14 protein-coding genes and 1 pseudogene are annotated in these 21,105 nt (G+C 52.4%); 10 read left to right on the top strand and 5 right to left on the bottom strand.

Annotated elements, in window-relative coordinates:
- Positions 1-369 precede the first annotated feature (369 nt).
- The 4 genes from E1N14_RS03680 to E1N14_RS03700 all read left to right on the top strand — a co-directional run bounded on the left by E1N14_RS03680 (position 370) and on the right by E1N14_RS03700 (position 2,424).
- On the top strand, positions 370-954 hold the full coding sequence (locus E1N14_RS03680; protein ID WP_025010314.1) for a hypothetical protein: 585 nt from the start codon (positions 370-372) through the stop codon (positions 952-954).
- 140 nt (positions 955-1,094) lie between these two features.
- Positions 1,095-1,427, top strand: coding sequence for a hypothetical protein (locus E1N14_RS03690; RefSeq protein WP_025010315.1), 333 nt, complete (start codon positions 1,095-1,097; stop codon positions 1,425-1,427).
- Between the two features lie 107 nt (positions 1,428-1,534).
- The gene (locus E1N14_RS03695) at positions 1,535-1,969 is read left to right on the top strand and encodes a hypothetical protein (protein WP_062793913.1); all 435 of its coding nucleotides are present in this window, start codon (positions 1,535-1,537) and stop codon (positions 1,967-1,969) included.
- Between the two features lie 98 nt (positions 1,970-2,067).
- Positions 2,068-2,424 carry a hypothetical protein gene (locus E1N14_RS03700; RefSeq protein ID WP_129586052.1) on the top strand — a complete coding sequence of 119 codons (357 nt, stop codon included), beginning with the start codon at positions 2,068-2,070 and terminating at the stop codon, positions 2,422-2,424.
- Positions 2,425-2,724: 300 nt separating this feature from the next.
- Here the strand turns inward: E1N14_RS03700 and E1N14_RS03705 are convergent, their stop codons facing one another.
- Positions 2,725-3,996 (bottom strand): hypothetical protein, encoded by a 1,272-nt coding sequence (locus E1N14_RS03705; RefSeq protein WP_025010317.1) that lies wholly within the window; start codon positions 3,994-3,996, stop codon positions 2,725-2,727.
- 378 nt (positions 3,997-4,374) lie between these two features.
- On the opposite strand from E1N14_RS03705, the pseudogene E1N14_RS03710 reads away from it, so the two are divergent.
- Positions 4,375-5,006 (top strand): annotated as a pseudogene (locus E1N14_RS03710) (transposase); the annotation flags it as partial.
- Positions 5,007-5,051: 45 nt separating this feature from the next.
- Here the strand turns inward: E1N14_RS03710 and E1N14_RS03715 are convergent.
- Together E1N14_RS03715 and E1N14_RS03720 are read right to left on the bottom strand one after the other, a co-directional pair.
- Positions 5,052-6,011, bottom strand: coding sequence for a GGDEF domain-containing protein (locus tag E1N14_RS03715; RefSeq protein WP_025010319.1), 960 nt, complete (start codon positions 6,009-6,011; stop codon positions 5,052-5,054).
- Between the two features lie 16 nt (positions 6,012-6,027).
- The gene (locus E1N14_RS03720) at positions 6,028-7,023 is read right to left on the bottom strand and encodes a response regulator (protein WP_025888766.1); all 996 of its coding nucleotides are present in this window, start codon (positions 7,021-7,023) and stop codon (positions 6,028-6,030) included.
- Between the two features lie 365 nt (positions 7,024-7,388).
- Here E1N14_RS03720 and E1N14_RS03725 point away from each other — a divergent pair, with 365 nt between their 5' ends.
- Positions 7,389-8,192 (top strand): crotonase/enoyl-CoA hydratase family protein, encoded by an 804-nt coding sequence (locus E1N14_RS03725; protein WP_062793914.1) that lies wholly within the window; start codon positions 7,389-7,391, stop codon positions 8,190-8,192.
- A 90-nt stretch (positions 8,193-8,282) separates the two neighbouring features.
- Positions 8,283-8,786 (top strand): YqhA family protein, encoded by a 504-nt coding sequence (locus tag E1N14_RS03730; RefSeq protein WP_025010320.1) that lies wholly within the window; start codon positions 8,283-8,285, stop codon positions 8,784-8,786.
- Positions 8,787-8,862: 76 nt separating this feature from the next.
- Here E1N14_RS03730 and E1N14_RS03735 read toward each other — a convergent pair whose 3' ends face one another.
- Both E1N14_RS03735 and rapA read right to left on the bottom strand, forming a co-directional pair.
- On the bottom strand, positions 8,863-9,855 hold the full coding sequence (locus E1N14_RS03735; RefSeq protein WP_152134858.1) for a DUF3530 family protein: 993 nt from the start codon (positions 9,853-9,855) through the stop codon (positions 8,863-8,865).
- A gap of 228 nt (positions 9,856-10,083) precedes the next feature.
- Entirely contained in the window at positions 10,084-12,990 is a 2,907-nt protein-coding gene (rapA, locus tag E1N14_RS03740; protein WP_062793916.1) for an RNA polymerase-associated protein RapA, read from the bottom strand.
- A 354-nt stretch (positions 12,991-13,344) separates the two neighbouring features.
- On the opposite strand from rapA, the gene E1N14_RS03745 reads away from it, so the two are divergent.
- From E1N14_RS03745 to E1N14_RS03755, 3 genes are all read left to right on the top strand, one after another.
- Positions 13,345-14,739 (top strand): PhoH family protein, encoded by a 1,395-nt coding sequence (locus tag E1N14_RS03745; protein WP_025010322.1) that lies wholly within the window; start codon positions 13,345-13,347, stop codon positions 14,737-14,739.
- Between the two features lie 146 nt (positions 14,740-14,885).
- Positions 14,886-18,578: a response regulator gene (locus E1N14_RS03750; RefSeq protein ID WP_025010323.1), complete on the top strand. Its 3,693-nt coding sequence runs from the start codon at positions 14,886-14,888 to the stop codon at positions 18,576-18,578.
- 60 nt (positions 18,579-18,638) lie between these two features.
- On the top strand, positions 18,639-21,044 hold the full coding sequence (locus tag E1N14_RS03755; protein ID WP_025010324.1) for a zinc-dependent metalloprotease: 2,406 nt from the start codon (positions 18,639-18,641) through the stop codon (positions 21,042-21,044).
- Positions 21,045-21,105: the final 61 nt, after the last annotated feature.

Below are 21,105 nucleotides of genomic sequence, written 5' to 3' on the forward strand. Positions count from 1 at the left end.
GCGGTTATCTTTGGTGCTACTGGATGAGTGATTTCACTCAGGCACAGATTGAAGAATTGACCAAAAGATAGCAAATTTATCGCTTGCCTAATGTTGTTAATCTCTGACAAGATACTGATACAGAAAGATAAAATTTAGGTTAGGGGAAGAGGCAGAACACTTAATCCCCCTGCGGTAGCCACGCTGCTTGTCTATTAAAGTTTTGACAAAATGCCTGGCAATTTGAAGATAAATTTGCGCATTATTTCTGTAATATCACAGAAAATAGATTTAAATTCAAAAAGATATAAAATACTGTTGGTAGATAATAGATTTGGAAACCACGCATGCGCACTATCCAGCTGTTATGCAACATAATTAGGGTTCAGTATGAAAATTAAAAAGATACCAGTTGGGCAGAATATACTGGACGGATTGGATGATACGGGAAATAGCTACGAGGTGATACAAGACTTTTTGCCAATAATTGGTGAAATAGTTGTTGCCTTTAACGCTTTAGAGGCGAGTCTTGATAGCATGCTATGCGAAAAGTTTTCTGATCGATCAGATCAAAGAGGCTTACTTGTCTTACATTCAATGATGTATTCAACGAAAGTTGATCTGTTTAAAAAGTTTAATGACGATTTTATTCGTGGTTTCGGATGGGATATTAAAGAATACAAGCCATTGATATCTAGCCTAAAAGAATGTGGAGTGCTAAGGAATAAAGTAGTTCATGCCAATTGGGAATACACAGATGAAGATGGATACACTCAAGTTAAGTTCAAAGTCGGAAATGACGGGCTTGAACACGAGCTATGCCAATTTTCTGTTGAGTCACTAGATGCAATCGTCGATCAAATTTACCAAACTAGACATGCCTTGAGTGATTTTGATGAAGAATGTATCCACAGAGTTTCTGAATGGAATCAACAAGCTAATGACAGAAGTGAAATTGGAAAACGCTCGGAATGATTGCATATAAACTATTTAAAGGTGATTCGCAACTCGTGGAATTTTTACTATGCGTTGAATTTAGTGATTAAGGTGGCATGTGGCAGCTTCAGTATTGCGTTGCTCACCCATTAACAGGGTATTATGCGTAAGGAATGTGAATGAATTCTGATCAGTTTTGCGAGTTATGGAGGAAGGAAAAGGAAATGATTCTAGAACGGTGCTTCAATGCAAATTATGGAAGCGCTCTGTCTAAGTTGGTAGAACAAATTAATCTAAGTTCTGATCAGCGAGAGGTTTTCGCAAAGGTAGTTGATCAATTGCTGAACGATACATTTTATAACTTGCTACTGGGTTTAGATGGCTGTGCTTCAATCGGTGGGATACAGCAAGAATATAAAATATATGATGAGCATGGCAGCCTAATATCAGATTGTGGTGAGTTAGAGGCATCGGCCTATGAATTGTTTCAGGAAAATAAATCAAACGCATAATAAAACACAACAATAGTCCCTTTTTTTGCTTACGCAAAGAAGCCGCCAATTACCTTGGTCATGCGCACTGTGTTACACATGAAATAAGTGTCGGAGGATGAAAGTAGATGGATACAGGTGTAGTAATAGGTTTGTTGGGTAGTGCTATTTTGGCGTATCTAATACCCAAGTTAGCCCCCTACATAGATTCAATGATGCGAAAAATATCGCATATTTTAAAGGGGCCATTTCGCAAGATAAAATTAAAAAGATTAAACGAAATTAGAGCGATGAGATATAACCAGGATGCGGTTATGTTTCAATCTATTAAAGCACATTCCTACTTTATGTTGTTTTGGGGAGTGATTGCTTTTTATGTACTGTTATTGGTAATGGGGCCACTTTATAAATTGCTTGAAGAAAGCCTAATGGCTGCGTTTATAAGTTTTCTTCCATTGTATGTATTTGAAGTATACTGGTTGCTTGAAGCTGATAAAGCTAAGAAACTGGTGAGGCATCGCGGTTTACTAGCATGTAATAAATTAAGTAAGAGCCAACATTAGCTTTGCGGAGCAGAGGGCCATATATTTCCTAATTTTTGACTCGATTTTTCCAGCTTGCATTTTCTTTTCCAATTTTTATTTTGTGTTCTGAGGGCTTTATGAATATCGATGACTTACTCAATGTTGTAGCAGAACAAGAATCTAATTCTTGTTCTGAGTGCGGAAAGGAATCCAAGCTTCATTTGACTAACTCTGATGGCCTGGAAAACAAACTTCATTTTATGGGTAAAATAGAACCAATGACTTTTCTCGGTTATCAGACTTACAGCAAAAATGGTAGTAATCCATTTTCAGATATGGCTCCTGTGAGTTTATCGCATTACCCTTACAACGGTAGTGATGTATATCGTTGTGATTCGTGTATGGCTATATTTGTCATATATTTAGAAACTGGTGGGCATGCTGCAAGATACCAAGCAAGATGGATTAGGCGTGATCTTAACTTTTTACCCTAACAAGTGATGATGGACTATCAGACCTATCACTCAAAGGGCGGCGAAATTGTCTGCCAGTTCATGAGGTGGGCATTGATATGACTCCTTTGGCCAAGTAGATGAAAACCTATGATAAAGAGATTAGATAATATGATGGCTTGCTATGATTTATCAGTTGCTGCTTTGGCTTAGTTTATTGTTTTTTGATAAAAATAACGTGTTAAGAGTGAACAAAGTCAAGATGCCAGAGTTGTTGAAAGAGTGGGAATCAAGGGGCTGAGGTGTTGATTCAAACTCGCCCCCTTGATCGCCATTTTATATCTAGCCTTTATCATAGTGGCGAATGGGCAGCTGGCTGACGCTGTCGAGTCGCCAGGCTCCCTTCTCATACACGAAGCTAACGCTGTGCAGGGCATCCTTAAAGTCATAGCGTTGGTTCGAGTCTGGCAGGAGATTGTTAAACTCCAGCTGAATGTGCTGATAACCATCCTCAATAGACAACTTCCCCAGATGATTTGGCAGATCGATAAGGCGGCTCAGCGCCTTGTCCAACTCGCGATCTTGTATCGGTAGTTGCTGCTTAAACTGCTCACTGAACAGGGCGGCGAAGGCCTGTTTGTCCTTGCTGTGGATATAGGCGGCGTTGGTCCAGTCGGCCAACAAGAGTTCGAACGTCTTTTTTGCCTGGGTCAGAGATGCGATGGGGGTCTTGTTGTCGTTGGTAAGGTAACTTTTAAGAGTTGCCTCGGCTTCCTCAAGGCCGCGCTCGAATATTTGCGCCACCTTTATCGCCGCCGGATCCTGGTTGGCCTTTAGCTCCGCGCTGACTCTGTTGACGGCCTCCACCCGCTCTTGCCAACTGTTGAAACCCTTCACTAGAGCTTGCAGTGAAGCTTTATGCTGCTTCATCGCTTCGGCTATGGCCTCATCCTGTTGCCGCGCCGCTCTGGCTTCGGAGCTCACATAATCTCTAAAGGTGCTGTTGAGTATGGTTTCGGGGGGATCGAAGTAGAGTCCCGCGCCGCTGTAGGGATCGACCCAGAGATCGCCCGTGCTTATTGGGGCTGATGGCTTAGGGTGGATATCGCCGTAATAGATTCGATCTAATTTGGCTTGGTTTTGGCTAAGGAAGGCGCCAATCGCCTTGCCATCTTTGGCAGACAGCCGTTGGTATTCGGCCGCCAGTTGTTGCAACTCTTTGGAGTTCTGTACCCTTTGACTGGCATAGTAGCCACAGCGCAGGTTACAGGCTTGCTTGGTCAAACTGGAAGCCGGGCCCAAGGTGATCGCCTCGCTCTGGATAAATACTTCGGCGGTATAGATGCCTCTGGGGATGGCACCACTCTTATCCATCAGGTAGATGGTGTTGTTGGGGCTATGGCGGCCGACGACTTGGAGATCTTGCTTACTGGCGCACAGGGAGTAGTCCCTGCTGGTGACCGGTAGCTCCTTGTCATAGGTGGAAACGACCAACTTATCCAGGCTAATCCCTTCGGGCACAGTGCCTGTGATGCTGAGATCGCACTGCTGAGCGTTGACATTGAGGGTTAGGCCACCCAGGGTCAGGCCAAGAAATACCAATCCTTGTTTCATGCAAAGTCCTTGTTGCGAGTTGTTTCATTAAGCTTGTAGCTGGGCTTTTGCCATCACTCTTTCGCGAAATACCCCTGTATTTACAATTAAAATGAGGGGCTTAGTGAATGATGGTTTTTCATTCGCTTATGCTATCGTGAACAGTCCCGCTTTGTCATTAGTTTATAGGGAACAAGGGGGAGGGGGAAATAGCTGCGGCATGAGGCTTTTAGTGCAACGGCTATTTCTGGGCGTAAAAGACAGCAGTACAACAATAGAGATCCCTTTAGCTGAGCGAAGGCTCTAAATAACTGCAATACTGCTACATTTCTTCTTTGCCGTGTCCGCTGCCCGGAAATGGTGAAACCGTTTCCATAAATCGCCATACCATTGCAGCTTGACAGAGGCTTCCATTCGTTAGGACTTTTGCACGCCTGGTAACAGGCTCAACCGAAGAGTCACTGGCCGCTGCCGTTGAAGAAAGGGACGCAATATGAAGTGGTACGCTCTTTAGGAAAACACGACCAACTAGTGCAGTTAGCCACCACGCCTCAAGCCAGAAAGAAGTGGCCTATGCTGCCTGACAGTATTGAAGCTCGCTTACTGACGAAGACGATAAAAGGTAAGTCGGTTTCCATTTTGACCTCATTAACTGACCCCTTGCGTTATCCGGGGGCAGAGATAGTGGATTTATATGCCCATCGATGGGAGATAGAAGTGGGCTATCGGGAAGTGAAGCAGCATCTTCTGGAGAGTCGCTTTACGTTACGCAGTCAATTGCCGAGTTGGTTATCCAAGAATTATGGTGTGTACTGTTGGCCTAAAACTTCATCAGATACAAGAGGGTGTTGATGGCTAAAAGCTTACCGTCGTTACATCCGAACCAATTAAGTTTTAGAGATGCGTCGAGTTATATTATTTTTAAACTGACTCAACTGTCATCTCAAACGCCGGGAAATGCACCAAGAGGAGGCAATTCAAGCTTGATGGGAGCCTATCCACGTGCGTTAAAAATGAATAAAAACAATTATCTCATTAACGCTGAAGGTGGTTTTTTATTGGCCGTCATCTGTGGATCAATCACTGAAAATACTGACACAGTTGCGGCCGGAAACCTTGGCCTGGTAGAGGGCCTGATCGGCATTGGCCAGCCATTGATCGCTGTTTTCCACCTCATCACTCAGATCGCAGATCCCCAGGCTGATGGTAAAGGGCACCGGCTGACCATTGAAGCTGAAGCGGCTGCTTTCCACCTGAGAGCGCAGCCGCTCGGCAAAGGAGCGGGCATCCTCGGCGCTGGTGTGGGACAAGACCACAGCAAACTCTTCGCCCCCGTAGCGCCCGGCGCAGTCGGTTTCCCTGAGGTTTTGGCTGAGAATATGGGACAGATGCTGAATAACCCTGTCTCCGGCGATATGCCCCAGGCTGTCGTTGATCCGCTTAAAGTGATCTATATCGAACATCACCAGACTGGCAGGATCGCCATAGCGGGAATGGCGATCAAATTCCCGCTGCATGCATAGTTGCCAGTGTCTGCGGTTATGCAGCTGGGTCAGGCCATCGGTTTGGCTCAGGTGTTCCAGGCGCTCGTTGGCACTCTTGAGCTGCAGCTTGTTGATGGCAATATCCGTCACATCATAGATGATGATGCTGATATGGGAGATCTGCCCGGTCAGAGAGGCCAGCGGCAACAGGGTGACATTCTGGAACATGAACTCGGCGCGGCCTGTGATGGGCCGGTAGTTCTTGAATTTGAATACATAGGGCCTCTGCTCCCAACTGATGAAGGCGCGGTTCTTCAGCAGAAACACAGACTCCATCTTCTGCTTGAGCCAGTTGGCTGGCAGATCCGGGAAACGTTCAAACAGGTTGTCGCCCTTGATATCGTTGGGAGAAACGCCGCTGTGGTTCTCCATAAAGCCGTTCCACAGCTGAATATTGTACTCTCTGTCCAGCACCACCAGGCCGACCTCTATGGTTTGTACCATATCGATCAGCCAGTGCAGTTCATTCATTGCATCCAAATCCTTTGCCATGGCAAACCTGTTTTTGTCAGTTCATCAGATAGCCGAGCTTGAAATTCAGCGTCGGCAAGGAGTCTTCGGTAAAGAGCAGCAAGAGATCGCACTGCACATTGTGATCTTCGATACGATAATTGATCTCCATCGCCAACGTGCGTTGCCAGCGATCTGAGTTATCGTGGATCAGATCATTTACTGTGCAATGTCGACCGAGCACCACAGGGTGCGCCTGGCTGAATTGCATGTCCAGTTGTTCCGAGATACCGCTGAGGAAGGCGCCGATCAACACGTTGGCTGTGTCGATCATCACCTCGATTTCTGTGTTGGCATCTTCGGGATCCGACAGGCCCATCAACTTGGCCATATCCTTAAAGCTGGAGTCGTGAAACAGCAGCAGAGCCTCACCGGCAATCCCGGCACCGATAAAGCCTTGGCACAGCGCCGAAATTTTGGGGCTTTCCTCTGTGGCCTTGAGTGCCATGGTCAATTCGCTGACCTCCAGCACATTGACGTTGGGAATAGGCAAGAGCACAAATACATCCAACAGCTTGGCCAGCAGATCGGCGGCGCGGCCCATGGCAACGTTGGCAACCTCCTGGCAGGCATCGCGCATATCCACCTGGATCATTGGCTCTTCATTGCTTTCGCCGCCTTCGGCCAACTGCAAAATGCCATATTCCTGCAGTATGCTGCTGATGGCATCTGCGCTGACGGGTTTTTGAATAAAATCCAGCGCGCCCAAGGCCTTGACTCGCTGATGAGCCTTAATTTGTATATCGCCCGAGACGACTATCACCATGGCCGGCAGGTCTTGCTGCTGAATCGTTTGCAGCACTTCGTAGCCGTCCATGACCGGCATGTTGAGATCCAAAAAGACAATCTCGCCCTTGCCGGCACGAATTGCCTCCAGTCCTTCGGCGCCATTGGCGGCAAAGCTGATGTCTACCTCCCAATCTTTGGGAAGAGTACGGGCCATCTGCTTTCGCGCCAGCGCAGAGTCGTCGCATATGAGTACCGGAATCGCCATAGAGATTTCCTGTTCTACTGCATTACTTGAAGATAACACCTACAGCGGCATTTTTGTGATTATCCTCTGATTATGCCGCTGGATCAGTGAGGACTGGGCCGATAGTCAGTTATCGGCGAGCTCGGGCTTGATGCCCGTTTCTCATACATTTGGCAGGAGAAAATCTTATTATAGTGCAATGGCTTGCCTGTTGAGGGTCGATATTGTGAACACTTGTTGTCACTAAGTCAAAGCTAATGTCAGATTGTTGACGTTAGTCAAAATTTAGACTGCTCTGTGTTGTTGAAACGGGACGCTTTTTGCTCTGGCCTGACCAGTGTGATGGTGATACCGTTAACATAACTTCAACTTTCAAGGACCTGCAGATGCAGTGGCAGACACTCAGCCTGGAATGGCAACAACAGCTGGCTATCGTTAGCTTGAATCGGCCGGATAAGCTCAATGCCATTAATTACACCATGTTCAGTGAACTCAAGGCGATGGCACGTCATTTGCGCCGTCAACGACATTTGCGGGCGGTGATCCTCAGAGGTGAGGGCGGCCAATTCAGTTCAGGCCTGGATATCAAGAGTGTGGCCAACTCTCCCTGGCAAGCGCTGAAACTGCTGTTCAAGCTGTTACCGGGCAATGCCAATCTGGCGCAGCAGGTGTCTGTCGCCTGGCGTGAGTTGCCGGTTCCTGTCATTGCCGTCTTGGATGGCCGTTGTTATGGCGGCGGTTTGCAAATTGCGCTCGGCGCCGATTTTCGCATTGCCGCCAATGACGCCGAGTTGTCAATAATGGAAGCCAAGTGGGGCCTGGTTCCCGACATGGGCGGCCTGGTGAGTTTGCGGGAAATTCTGGCAAAAGATCAGGCATTGAAACTCAGCATGACGGCGGAATTAATCCCGGCTTCCAAGGCATTGGATCTTGGGCTGGTGACCGAGTGCTGCAGTGATCCCCTGGCCCGGGCACAAGAACTGGCAGCTGAGCTCAATGAGCGCTCTCCCGATGCGTTGGCGGCGATAAAGCTGAGTATTAACCGCAGCTGGAACGGTTCCCGTAGGCGCCTGCTGGCGCGGGAGTCCTGGAGCCAGGTGCGTCTGCTTTTGGGGCGCAACAGAGCCATTGCCGCCGTGCGTCAGGGCAAGGATCCCGAGCGGGCCTTTGAACCGCGGCGAAACTGGTGAGATGCCTATCACGTATGATGGGATAATAACTTGACCTCAATGGCAAAACTGCCTGAAAATCCGTCACTTTATTTTTAGACGGAAATTGGGATGCGGATTTTTTTTGAACGCCTGCTCTGGGGCAGTCGCTTGTCTGTCATGGTCGGAGTCTTCTCCTGTGTGCTGGCGGCCTTGGTCACTTTTGTCATGGGAGTCAAGGACGTGCTGCATATGTTTGCCCTGCTGTGGGAATACCTGCTCAGTGGCAGCTATGATGTGCGTAACGATCTTGTGATGGTACTGGTGGAGATACTGGATACCTTCCTGCTCGGGGCTGTGCTGCTGATCTTCGCTTTCGGCCTCTATGAGCTCTTTATCCGTAACCTGGAGCCGGCCGGTAACTCGGATACCGGCGGCAAGATATTGATCATCTCCAGCATAGATGCGCTCAAGAGCAAGTTGGGCAAAGTGATATTGATGATGCTGATCATCAAGGTGTTTTCCTTCTTTGCCGATATCAAACCCAGCTCGGCATTGGACTTGCTGTTCATGGGCGGCACTGTGGTGCTCATCTCCCTGGCGTTGATGTTCTCCAAGGGCGGCAAGAAAGAGTAATCGCACTGCCGATATTTGCTCTACGGGAAGCTTGGTCTGCCGGCCGGTTTTGGCAGCAACTTCTGCAATTAGGCGGTCACTGATGGGGTTCAGTGGCCGCCTTCTCGTTTGGCGCCTGCTGTTTCAGCACCTTTCTGGCCATGCCTTCTATCATCAGTAAGGTGTTTTCAAAGGCAACATCCTGGCGTAGATCCAGCGCCAGCAACTGCTGCCGATATTGATTGTCCGGCTTGCTTGAAGCCAGGGTTTTGCGACTTTCCACAGTAGCCTGCGAGGCCTGGTGACCGTCGGGAGATTGGATATCGAGTATCGCCAACTCCAACCCGGCCAGTTGCTTTGGCAGTGCCAAATTGGCATAGGGATCGTCGAGGTAGGGATTGATCACCACCAACAAGTCCGGCTTGGCCAACTCCTGCGCCGCCAACAACTCAATCACCAAGGCGGCGGACTGATCCTGGGCTATCAGCAAGCGCTTGCCGGGAAAGGGCTCACCCAAGGCGTCCAATTGCGCCAGACTCTTTTGGATAAAGGTTTGTTGCTGCTTTCTGAGTTTCTGCCACTCCTCCGCCTCTCTGCGGCTTGTTGCCTGATTACTCTTGCCCTGCACTTTGCCATCGCCGGCCTTGCTTATTTCCTGGGCCTCTGTGGTGAAGTTGGGCTGCTCAGGAAAGGGAGGTGGTGTCATGCTGAGACTGGCCCAGCCTGCCGGATTGATGCCGCGGCGCAAGAAGGCGTTGAGCCCGGGGGCATCGGCATGGGTGCCGGGGGGCGGCAGCAACAGCGCTGCGCCCAATTGTTTCGGGCCACTCCAGGGGCGCACCAGAACGGTTTGCTCCTCGCCATCTACTTGGATCTTTTGCTGTTCTGAGGCGGCGACATGCTCCAACGCCCGGCTATTGTCTCTGGGTTTCATAGGGGCTGTTTCAGGTGTTTGCTTGGCAGGCTTCTGCACCGGTTGCGGTTGAGTCTGCTCCTGGTTGGCCATGTCTTTGTTGGCTGGTTCGTCGGCTGCCAGTGCTATCAAGGGGAAAAAGCACAGCATAGCTATCGTCCTGGATATCAGCGCCAAGTGAACTCCTTAAACTTTTCATAGGCTGGAATAGCATGATTCTGCAGCCTTTATTGACTCAATGCCAAAATTATAAGCCGCAAATTTGTGCACTAGTAGCTGTTGTATCGAAAGTTTGTGTGTCGATCCAATGCTTGAAGGCGTGGTGCACCAGGGCTTCTGAACTTTAGCGCAAAAAACAAGACCCGCAGTTAGCGGGTCTTGGGGGGATGATATTTGAGTGGATTATCAGGCGTGGCTGACCAGCACCAGGCGCACGGCATCGAGCTGCAGCTGGCATTGATCCAAATAGCCGCGTAGTTCGGCTATCTGATTTTGCAGATACTCAAGCTCGGCATCGCGGATATTGGGGTTCACCGCCTTGAGGGCTTCCAGACGTTCCAGCTCGGCGCCTAATTGGCGCTCCATCTGCTGCTGCGCTTCGGCCTGCAGGTTGGACATAGCCTCCATAGCGTGGGCTTCGCCCTTGGCCAGCAGTGGATGCAATATCGCCTGCGAGGCATTGACCAGCTTGCTGCCGATATGGCGGTTAACCGCGCTGAGCTGGCGATCAAAATGCTCGTAACTCACCTTGTCAGACAGATTGTTGCCATCCTTATCCAGCAGAATGCGCAGCGGTGTCGGCGGCAGATAGCGATACAGCTGGCTGGACTTGGGTGCCGAGGCCTGTGCCAGGTAGATAAGCTCCAGGAATACGGTACCTGCCGGTAGCGCCTTGTTCTTGAGGATGGCAACACTTGTGGTGCCAGTCTCAGAACCTGTGATCAGATCCAACCCGGTTTGCACCAGCGGATGTTCCTGGGTTATCAGGGCGATATCGTCGCGGGACAGGGCTGTATCCCGGTCGAAAGTCACGGTAATGCCATCTTCCGGCAGACCGGGATAAGTGGGGAACATCATGTGCTCACTCGGACGCAGCACTATGGTGTTTTCACCTCTGTCGTCCTGATCCAGACCTATGATGTCCCACAGACGGATCACTGAGCCGATAAGCTGGGTGTCGTTATCCATCTGCGCCAGTCTCTCGGCCAATGCCAATGACCTGTCACCGCCGTGGGAATTGAGTTCCAGCAGCTTGTCGCGGCCCTGCTCCATTGCCTGCTTGAGCTCTTTATAACGGCTACGGGTGTCGCGCAGCAGCTTGGCCATCTCTTCTTCGTTTTCTTCCACCAGCAGTGGCAGCAACTGGGCGCCAAACTCCTTGAACAGAATATGGCCGCCGGGGCAGGTGAGTTCGAAGGCATTGAGGCCTTCATGGTACCAGGCCAACAGACGCTCCTGCGCTGTGTCGGTGAGGAAGGGCAGGTGGATCTCTACATCATGGTTCTGACCTATGCGATCCAGGCGACCTATGCGCTGCTCCAGCAGATCCGGGTTCAGCGGCAGATCGAACAGCACCAACTGGCTGGCGAACTGGAAGTTACGCCCTTCGGAACCGATTTCCGAGCAGATCAGCGCCTGGGCACCACCTTCTTCCTGGGCGAAGAAGGCACCGGCCTTGTCCCGCTCTATGATGGACATGCCCTCATGGAACACAGTGGCGAGGATCCCTTCACGGGTGCGCAGCGCTTCTTCCAGACTCAGCGCCGTGGCGGCCTGACTGGCGATGATCAGCACTTTCTTGCTGCGGTTTTGCTTGAGGAAATCGATGAGCCAGTCGACTCTGGGGTCGAACTTCCACCAGGCGGCGGAGTTTTCATCAAACTCCTGATACATTTTTTCCGGCGCCAGCGCATAGGCGGCCTTCATTTCCAGGGTGCGGTGACCATTCATCATGGCACTGACTCGGGCCGCGGTGAGGTACTGCTCCGGCATGGCCTGTGGATAGGCGTTGAAAATGCGTTTCGGGAAGCCTTCGACCGAGGCGCGGCTGTTACGGTACAGCACTCGACCCGTGCCGTGCCTATCGAGCAGCTCCTGCAGCAGCTCGTCACGGGCGGCTTGCTGCTGCTCAGAATCGACGCCGTCAGCCTGGATAAGGCGAATGGCGGGGGCGATATCTTTCTCGGACAAGAGTTCGGTCAGGCTGTTGATGGCATTGTCGGGCAGCTTGTTGCCACTGGCCAGCGCCTCGGCGGCGAGGGCCACCTCTTTGTAGCCTTCTTCCTCTTTGATAAAGGCTTGATAGTCGTAGAAACGATCCGGATCCAGCAGTCGCAGTCGGGCAAAGTGGCTCTCATGGCCCAGTTGATCCGGGGTCGCGGTCAGCAGCAGTACGCCGGGCACCACTTCCGCCAGAGCTTCAACCACTTGATAGGCGCGGCTCGGAGCTTCTTCGGTCCACTCCAGGTGATGGGCCTCGTCGACCACCATAAGATCCCAGTCGGCATCCAGCGCCTGATCGAGACGGCGCTTCTTGCGCAGCAATTCCAGCGAGCAGATCACCAACTGTTCTGTGTAGAAGGGGTTGTCGTGGTCGGCAAAGGCCTCGATGCAGCGGTCTTCATCGAATACGGCAAACCGCAGGTTAAAGCGGCGCAGCATCTCCACCAGCCATTGGTGGCGCAGGGTATCGGGCACTATCACAAGTACCCGCTCGGCGCGGCCTGTCATCAACTGTTGATGAATGATGAGGCCGGCTTCTATGGTCTTGCCCAGGCCCACTTCATCGGCCAGCAGCACCCGTGGCGCATAGCGGCGCCCAACTTCATGGGCAATCCACAGCTGATGTGGAATAAGGCCGACTCTGGGACCCTGCAGCCCCAGTAGATCTGAGGTGGCCAGATTGTGGCGTAGCTGCTGGGCGGCGTAGCGCACCCCGAATCTGTCCAGTCTGTCTATTTGGCCGGCGAAGAGTCTGTCCTGCGGCTTGTTGAAGCGAATATTGTGGTCCAGCAGGGTTTCCCGGAGCTGCACTTCTTCACCGGTTTCGCTGTGAATGCCGCTGTAGATCACCAGCCCGTCTTTTTCATCCAAAGAGTTGATGGTCAGTGTCCAGTCTTCATGGCTCTTGACCTGATCACCTGGGTTATAAATCACCCGGGTTAACGGGGCGTCGTTGCGGGAGAACATGCGGTTCTCTCCGGTGGCGGGGAACAGCAGTGAGACCATGCGGCCTTCCAGTTGTACTACTGTACCCAAACCAAGCTCTGATTCGGTATCACTGATCCAGCGTTGACCTAAGGCGAAGGGCATCTTTAACTCTCATCTCCGGGCGGATTCTCAAAGGGCGCGTATGTTATACCAATCCGAGTATAATACCAATCCTGCCCCCCTTATGACGCAGGCCTTTTCGCTCGCTTGTCATCCAATCGTCATCTTTAGCATCCTACACTCAAAAACGGATACCGCGCAGTGGCCATTGAACAGACTGCAAAGGGTATTTGTCATCCGCTGCTAAAGGTGCCAGTATTAGTTTAAGCCATGTCACAGTGGTGAAACCTACCCGCCATCTGTCAGAAACAGGAGTGCCATATACCCCAACCCCAGGCCTGCGCTGGCCCATGACAACAAAGCTGTGAGTAGCTCATTGACGCAAATGGAGGCGCCATGGAACAAGACGACAGAAAGTTGTTTGTACTTGATACCAATGTGTTATTACATGAACCCTTAGCGATTTACTCCTTTAAAGAACATGATGTTGTGGTCCCAATGACGGTACTGGAGGAATTGGACCAGATAAAAGACAGAAAGCGGGATGTCAGCCGCGATGCCAGGGTCGCCATTCGGGCACTGGAAGATATCCTCGGCGGCAAGACCACACCGGAACAGATAATCAAAGGGGTTCCCCTTCCAAGCCGCGAAGGGCACACAGATGCCACAGGTACTCTGGCCATCTTCCCCGACCACCAGATTGAATTCACCATAGGCTCGCTGCCCGGCGACAACAACGACAACCGCATCATCAACACAGCCCTGCATCTGCAAAATCAATATGAGCCCCGTACCGTAGTGCTGGTCACCAAAGACATCAATATGCGTCTCAAGGCCAAAGGTGCCGGGATACTCCTGGTAGAAGACTACCGCACAGATCAACTGATCGATGACATACGTTTTCTATCCAAGGGTTTTCATCAATTTGAAGGCAACTTCTGGGAGCATCTGCACAAGGTGGCCACCGAGCGTCATGGCCGTCATACTGTGCATGATGTGCCGCTCAAGGACCTGGGCGACGATCTCTTTTACATCAACCAATATCTGCTGGATGAGGAATCCGAGTTTTGTGGCCGGGTGGTCGGCCGCAGCGAAACCAGTCTCAACGTGCTGGATCTCGGTCGCGAGCGCCTGATGAATATGGAGGCCTGGGGCGTGAGGCCGAAGAACATCTATCAGGGCATGGCGCTGCAGGCCTTGATGGACCCAGATATCGATCTGGTTATTCTCACCGGCCCAGCAGGGTGCGGCAAGACCTTGCTGGCGATGGCGGCGGCACTGGAGCTGGTGGTGGAGCGTAATCTCTACGACAAGGTGATAGTCACCCGGAATACTCCGGAAATCGCCGAATCGATAGGCTTCCTGCCGGGCACGGAAGAGGAGAAGATGGCCCCTTGGTTGGCGGCAATTACCGATACCCTGGAGGTGTTGCACAAGCATGACGTTAATCCCAGTGGTTCACTCAACTACATAATGGAAAAGGCCAATATCCAGTTTAAGTCGATCAATTTCATGCGTGGGCGTTCGATCCAGAACTCAGTGGTATTGCTGGATGAGTGTCAAAACCTGACCGCCTCACAGCTGAAAACCATGATCACCCGTATGGGAGAAGGCACCAAGCTTATCTGCTGTGGCAACCTGGCGCAGATAGACTCCAACTATCTGACCGCGGTCACCTCGGGTTTGACCTATATGGTTGAACGCTTTAAAAATTTTGAAGGCAGCGCCAACATCTACCTCAACGGCGTAGTGCGCTCACGGCTGGCGGAGTTTGCCGAAGAGCAGCTCTGATAACCCCTGCTACTGAAAAAGGCCCCATTTCGGGGCCTTTGCTTTGTGCGGGGTACTGCATATTCGACCAAATTAAGTATATGATATTGGCTTTGTTCTTCTTCCTTCCCGCCGCTTGGGGATGGGACGTGATGCAAGGGTAATGGATGAAATCGAGTGAGCCGGATCTGCAGCTGAAATCTCCGATCCAGAAAAATTACAATCGCGCAGTGTTTTACACCTATATGGGGGTAATTGTACTGGCGTTGCTCACCGCCTGGGTGTTTTTTGAGCGCCAGAAGACCCAACAGATGGAGCTCAGAGAAGAACAGGTCGATCGCCATGTGATGCAGATTGACCTCTTGCTGGAATCCAGTATCCGTGCGGTCAAGAGCCTGCGCAATGTGGCCGTGGACCACTTGCGCCTGGCCGAGCAGGTACGCAAGGACAGACTGCCCCAGTACGAGAAATTCAACGAAAGCGGTCAGTTCTTTACCCTGGAGCCCAATTACGCCAAGAGTGGTGAGCCATTCACCAACATGGGGCGGATAACCGGTTCCGGTTCTCTCGATGGCCGCAGCGACAAGTTCTATCAGGAACTGGAGATGCTGTTCGAGCTGTCGTTGTCGTTCCCGGTCGCCAAGGAAGCCGCACCCAAGGCCTCGGCCATCTATTACCTGTCCAAGCGGCGAATGATGTCCTATTACCCTTGGCCTTCGGACGAGCAGCGTTTTCGCGATGAACTGCTGAACAAGAAACAGTTTCAACTGGCGACGCCGGCGATGAACCCCCAGCGCAGTGTGTTCTGGAGTGAGGCCTATGTGGACTCGGCCGGCAATGGTCTTTTGACCACGCTCGGGGTGCCCATCTATCTCGAAGATGAGTTTATCGGCTCCATTAATCTGGACATGACACTGGCATCGCTCGCCAAACAGATACGTCTCTATTTCAAGATGCCGGGCACAGTGATTTTGCTGGATCAAGGCAACAATATTCTCTCCCACAGCGATTTTGATACCTCCAGCATTAACCGGGTCTACCACATCAGTCAGCGGATCCCATCCGAGCTGCATTCACTGCCGGAGTCCGAGCTGTTCGATGCCCACGAGGGGATGATCCGTAACGGCTATTACATCCACTCAGTGGCGCTGCACAACGCCCCCTGGCGCCTGCTCTATCTGCAGGATGTCGATGACCTGTTTCTGGACTCGTTCGAGAAGCTGCAGCTGACCTTTATTCTTGTGGTACTGGCGCTGTCCGTGCTGGTGACCATAGTGCACTGGCAGACTCGTCGCTCTTTCGTCAGCCCTGCCTCGCGCCTGCTTTCGCACCTGGAAGACTGTTCCCGTGAGCCGATTCGGCCGCCGGAGAAGATCACCCAGGGCTGGGAGCCCTGGTTCCAGTTGGTCAGCCGCATTTTTGAAGAGAACCAGCAATATACCCGTCACCTGGCGGAGCAGAACAAGCGGCTGGATAAACTGGTGGCCCGGCGCACCGAACGGCTGAAAGAAACCACAGAGCGACGTGAGCGGGAATATGCCCTGCTGCGCTCTCTGCTGGACTCTATTCCGGAAGCCATTGTCTTCAAAGATAAAGAAGGCAAGTACCTCGGCTGCAACAAGTCGGCCGAGCGGGTGCTTGGCTACACAGAAGCCGAGATGATAGGCCTGAATTCAGACACACTTACCAGCCCGGAACAGGCCGCCAGAATTCGCGCCGAGGATGAACAGGTACTCAAAGACAGGGCGCCGCTGCGTTATCAGGAAAAGGTCGAGCTGGCCGGCAAGCCCGTGCTGCTCGACACCCTCAAGCTGCCGTTTTATAACCGCCGCGGCGAGATGCTGGGCTTGATTGCCGTTTGGCGTGATGTGACCCGCGAATATGAATCGGCCGAACAGCTGCGATTGTCGGAAGAACGTTATCACCTGGCGATGGACGCGGTGGAAGATGGCCTGTGGGACTGGTATCTGGATTCGGAGCAGATCATCTGCAACCCGGCTTACTACACCATGCTGGGTTACAAGACCAATGAGTTTCCGGCGCTGCTGTCGACCATAGACGAGTTGATCCATCCGGATGACAGGATCCGGGTCGAAGAGTATCGCGAGCAGTATCTGGCCGATCCTATTGGAGCCTACGAGATAGAGTTCAGGATGCGCGGCAAGAGTGGTCAGTATCACTGGGTGCTGTCCCGTGGCCGGGTGGTGGAATTTACCGCCAACAATGAGCCCAGGCGTATGCTGGGTACCCACAAAGACATTACCCGCAGCAAGAGCAATGAAGTGGCCTTGCTGGAGGCCAAGAAAGATGCCGAACTGGCCAACCTCTACAAGAGTGAATTCCTGGCCAATATGAGTCATGAGATCCGTACGCCGATGAATGCCATCATAGGCATGCTGCAGCTGGCGCAGCGCACCAACCTGACGGTGCAGCAGAAAGATTATCTGGAGAAGGCCGGCTTCTCGGCTCAGTCACTGCTGCGGATCATCAACGATATTCTCGACTTCTCCAAGATTGAAGCCGGTAAGCTGGAACTGGAGCGTGTCTCCTTCCCGCTGGATAAGGTGCTGGAGCACGCCCTGGATATCAACTCACTCAAGGCACAGGAGAAAGGGGTCGAGCTGTTGTTGTATGCCCCTGTGACCGCCGGGCTGATCCTCAAGGGCGATCCGCTGCGTCTCGGCCAGGTGCTGGTGAATCTGCTGTCCAATGCGGTTAAGTTTACCTCCCAGGGGGAGATTGAACTCGGTTGTGAAGATGTCGGCGAACGCGATCATCGCATCACCCTCAAATTCTGGGTTCGGGACACCGGCATAGGTATCAGCAAGGAGCAACAGGAGATACTGTTTGACGCCTTTGCCCAGGCGGATGGCTCCACCACCCGCAAATATGGCGGCACCGGCCTTGGCTTGTCCATCAGTAAGCATCTGGTGTCCATGATGGGCGGCAAGATGCAAGTGCAGAGCGAGCCGGGTGTCGGTAGTGTGTTCAGCTTTACCATCAGCTTTGAGATCGCCGAAGAGGCCAAGATTGAACCTCTTGTGATGCCGGAGCAGCTCAACAGCCTGCGGGCGCTGGTGGTGGATGATAACTCCACGGCGCTGCAGATTTACTCCACCCTGATGCGCGACTTCCACTTCGAGGTGGACACCGCCGCCAGCGGTGCCGAAGCCCTCTATAAGCTGGGCAAACAGGAAACCGACCTGCTGCTTATCGACTGGATGATGCCGGAAATGGATGGCCGCGAGGTGATCCGTACCCTGGATGAGATGGTGGCCGATGGCAGAATAAGCAAGCGCCCCGTGGTGATCATGATGACGGCCTATGCCGCCGAACCGCTGGCACAGGAGGTGGAAGACGCCAATGTGTTTGCGTTGCTGCAAAAGCCCTTCAAGGCCTCGACTCTGTTTGATGAGATAATCTCTGCCTTCGCCGAGAAACCCCATCCGGCGACCGTGGCTGAAATTACCGACAATCAGAGCGGTGGTCATAAAGGCTTGGTGCTGCTGGTGGAAGATAACCTGATCAACCAGCAGGTGGCCTCTGAACTGCTGCGCAGCGCCGGTTATGAGGTAGATCTGGCCGACAATGGTCAAATTGCCCTCGAGATGGTGGAGCAGCGTCAATACGACGCGGTATTGATGGATATTCAGATGCCCGTGATGGATGGCCTGACGGCGACCCGGGAACTGCGCAAGAAATACGACAGGGAGACCTTGCCGATTATCGCCATGACGGCCCACGCCATGTCAGGCGATCGTGAGAAGAGCCTGGCGGCGGGAATGAACGCCCATATCACCAAGCCCATTATGCTCAATGAACTCTTTGATACCTTGAGTGAATGGGTGGGCAGGACTTGAGATAAACCGGCCGATCCCTTAACTTGAATGGCAACTTACAGATAACAATCAGGAGATGGGATGAAACCTCAAAGTTGGACCTTGTTGCTGGCGCTGATCGCGGTACCCGGATTGGCGCAGGCGGCACAGGAGAGGGAGGCCGCCGACGTCATCAGCGAAAGCACTCAGGCCGAAGGTTTTATCAATCTCTTTTATGATGCCAAAGCCGGGCAGCTGTATCTGGAACCGAGCAAACTCAACCAGCCTATGCTACTGCTATCCAGCTTGCCCCACGGCGCCGGTTCCAATGATATTGGGCTTGACCGTGGGCAACTGGGATATACCCGCATGGTGCAGTTTGAGCGTCAGGGGCCCTATATTCTGCTCAAACAGCTCAATACCCGTTTTCGTGCCGATACCGACGACCAAGCCGAGCAAAGAGCCGTGCATGAAGCCTTTGCCGAATCTGTGCTCTGGCGCGGTAAACTCCTGCCAGGAAAACGTCTGCTGGTGCCGGTCAATGACTTGATGTTGCAGGACCTGCACGGCATCAGCCAACAGTTGGTGGCCAGGGGCCAAGGGCATTATCGTCTGGACACCAGCCGCTCTGTGGTGTTGCCAGCCTCGGTCAAGTCGTTCGAGCGTAACTCGGATGTGGATGTGCAGCTGACCTTTGCCAGTGATAAGGCCGGCGCCAGAGTCGCCGAGGTGACCCCGGATGGCCAGGCCCTGTCTCTGAGACTGCGCTATTCCTTTATCGCCTTGCCCGAGCCGGGTTATCAGGCGCGTCGTTATCATCCCATGAGTGGTTATCTGTCCGATGAATACAAGGACTATGCCACCGCCATAGATCAGGATATCAACCAGCGCTTCTTGCTGCGCCACCGGTTGCAGAAGGTTAATCCCGGCCCTGAGCCAAGCGAAGTGGTTGAGCCCATTACCTATTATCTGGATCCCGGTGTACCCGAGCCTATCCGTGGTGCCTTGCTTGAAGGCGGCCGCTGGTGGGAGCAGGCCTTCAATGAGGCGGGGTTTATCAACGGTTTTAAGTTGGAGCTATTGCCGGAAGGCGCCGACCCTCAGGATGTGCGCTACAACGTGATCCAGTGGGTGCACAGGGCCAGCCGTGGCTGGTCCTACGGTGCGGCGGTGACAGATCCCCGCAGTGGTGAAATCATCAAGGGCCAGGTCACTCTGGGGAGTCTGCGGGTGCGTCAGGATCACCTGATTGCCCGTGGCCTTACCGCAGGTTGGGAAGACAGGCAAGCGGCCGATGAAGCCGCCATGGCCTTGTCTCTGGCGCGTATTCGCCAGTTATCGGCTCATGAAATCGGTCACACCCTGGGGCTGGACCATAACTTTGCCGCTTCCACCAATAACAACGCTTCTGTGATGGATTATCCCCATCCCTATGTGCGCCTTGATGGCAAGCGGGTGGATATCAGCCAGCCTTACGCCGAAGGGCTGGGGGCCTGGGATAAGTTCGCCATCAAGTACGGTTATGGTGACTTTGGTGATGAAGCCCAAACCCAGGCCGCGCTCAAGTCGCTGCTCAAAGAGGTGCAGCAGCAGGGGCTGAGATACATAGGCGAGGGCGACTCGAGAGCTGCTTCAGCTGCCCATGCCTATGCCAGTCTCTGGGACAGAGGCGAGGATCCTGTCAAGGAGCTGGCCAGAATGCAGCTGGTCAGGCGCCAGGCGTTGGAGACCTTCTCCGCCAAGGCGCTGTTGCCGGGGCAACCCTTGGGTGAACTCAGCGATGCTCTGGTGCCCATCTATCTGCTGAATCGTTACCAGATCAGCGCCGCGGCCAAGTTTGTCGGCGGCATTGACTATAATTATCTGGCCGATGCCGATAGCGGTAATTGGCATTTTATTGCGCCGGAATTGCAGAAGCGGGCGCTCGATACCCTGTTGGCGACTCTGGATCCCAGAGAGCTTTATCTGCCAACCGAACTCCTGGAGCAACTGGTGCCCAAGGCCGGCAACTATTACCGCAGCCGCGAGAGTTTCGGCTCATCTCTGGGGGTTGCCGTGGATCAGCTGTCCATGGCAGAAGTGCTCAGTCGCCACACAGTGTCGGCGCTGTTGAACCCTGAGCGGCTCAACCGTGTGGATCAGGCCTTTGCCAGAGACACAGAGCAGCTTTCGGTAGAGGATTTGCTGGACAGATTGCTGGGTAAGACACTGTTGAAATCCCTGCCTTCGGGAGATCAGACCAGTATTGCGATGCGGGTAAATGCGGTGGTTTTGGACGGCATGTTGCAGAGTCTGGAGAGTGACGCCAGCGCCCCGGAAGTCAAAGCCATGGTGAGAATGAAGCTGGATTATCTGCTTAAGCAGTTGCCCAGAAAGGAAAAAAGAAGTTCAGGTTACAAGGCTGCCCACTATGGACAACTGCAAGCTGTGCTTGAACAGGCACTGAAACAAGCCGGAGTCAGAGTGATCAGCAAACCTGCGGAAATACCACCGGGATCGCCGATTTAGTACGTCGTAAGGTATTGATTATGTGACATAATTAATGCCATATCTTATATTGGCATCTTTC

The sequence above is a fragment of the Shewanella algae genome, assembly GCF_009183365.2.
GTDB classification, from domain to species: Bacteria; Pseudomonadota; Gammaproteobacteria; order Enterobacterales; family Shewanellaceae; genus Shewanella; species Shewanella algae.

Bases quoted from the DNA above. Each gene is read 5' to 3' on its own strand.
- E1N14_RS03720 (WP_025888766.1), bottom strand. From the start codon at position 7,023: ATGGCGATTCCGGTACTCATATGCGACGACTCTGCGCTGGCGCGAAAG.
- E1N14_RS03715 (WP_025010319.1), bottom strand. From the start codon at position 6,011: ATGGCAAAGGATTTGGATGCAATGAATGAACTGCACTGGCTGATCGAT.
- rapA (WP_062793916.1), bottom strand. From the start codon at position 12,990: ATGCCCTTCGCCTTAGGTCAACGCTGGATCAGTGATACCGAATCAGAG.
- E1N14_RS03680 (WP_025010314.1), top strand. From the start codon at position 370: ATGAAAATTAAAAAGATACCAGTTGGGCAGAATATACTGGACGGATTG.
- E1N14_RS03705 (WP_025010317.1), bottom strand. From the start codon at position 3,996: ATGAAACAAGGATTGGTATTTCTTGGCCTGACCCTGGGTGGCCTAACC.
- E1N14_RS03700 (WP_129586052.1), top strand. From the start codon at position 2,068: ATGAATATCGATGACTTACTCAATGTTGTAGCAGAACAAGAATCTAAT.
- E1N14_RS03730 (WP_025010320.1), top strand. From the start codon at position 8,283: ATGCGGATTTTTTTTGAACGCCTGCTCTGGGGCAGTCGCTTGTCTGTC.
- E1N14_RS03750 (WP_025010323.1), top strand. From the start codon at position 14,886: ATGAAATCGAGTGAGCCGGATCTGCAGCTGAAATCTCCGATCCAGAAA.
- E1N14_RS03725 (WP_062793914.1), top strand. From the start codon at position 7,389: ATGCAGTGGCAGACACTCAGCCTGGAATGGCAACAACAGCTGGCTATC.
- E1N14_RS03755 (WP_025010324.1), top strand. From the start codon at position 18,639: ATGAAACCTCAAAGTTGGACCTTGTTGCTGGCGCTGATCGCGGTACCC.
- E1N14_RS03690 (WP_025010315.1), top strand. From the start codon at position 1,095: ATGAATTCTGATCAGTTTTGCGAGTTATGGAGGAAGGAAAAGGAAATG.
- E1N14_RS03745 (WP_025010322.1), top strand. From the start codon at position 13,345: ATGGAACAAGACGACAGAAAGTTGTTTGTACTTGATACCAATGTGTTA.
- E1N14_RS03695 (WP_062793913.1), top strand. From the start codon at position 1,535: ATGGATACAGGTGTAGTAATAGGTTTGTTGGGTAGTGCTATTTTGGCG.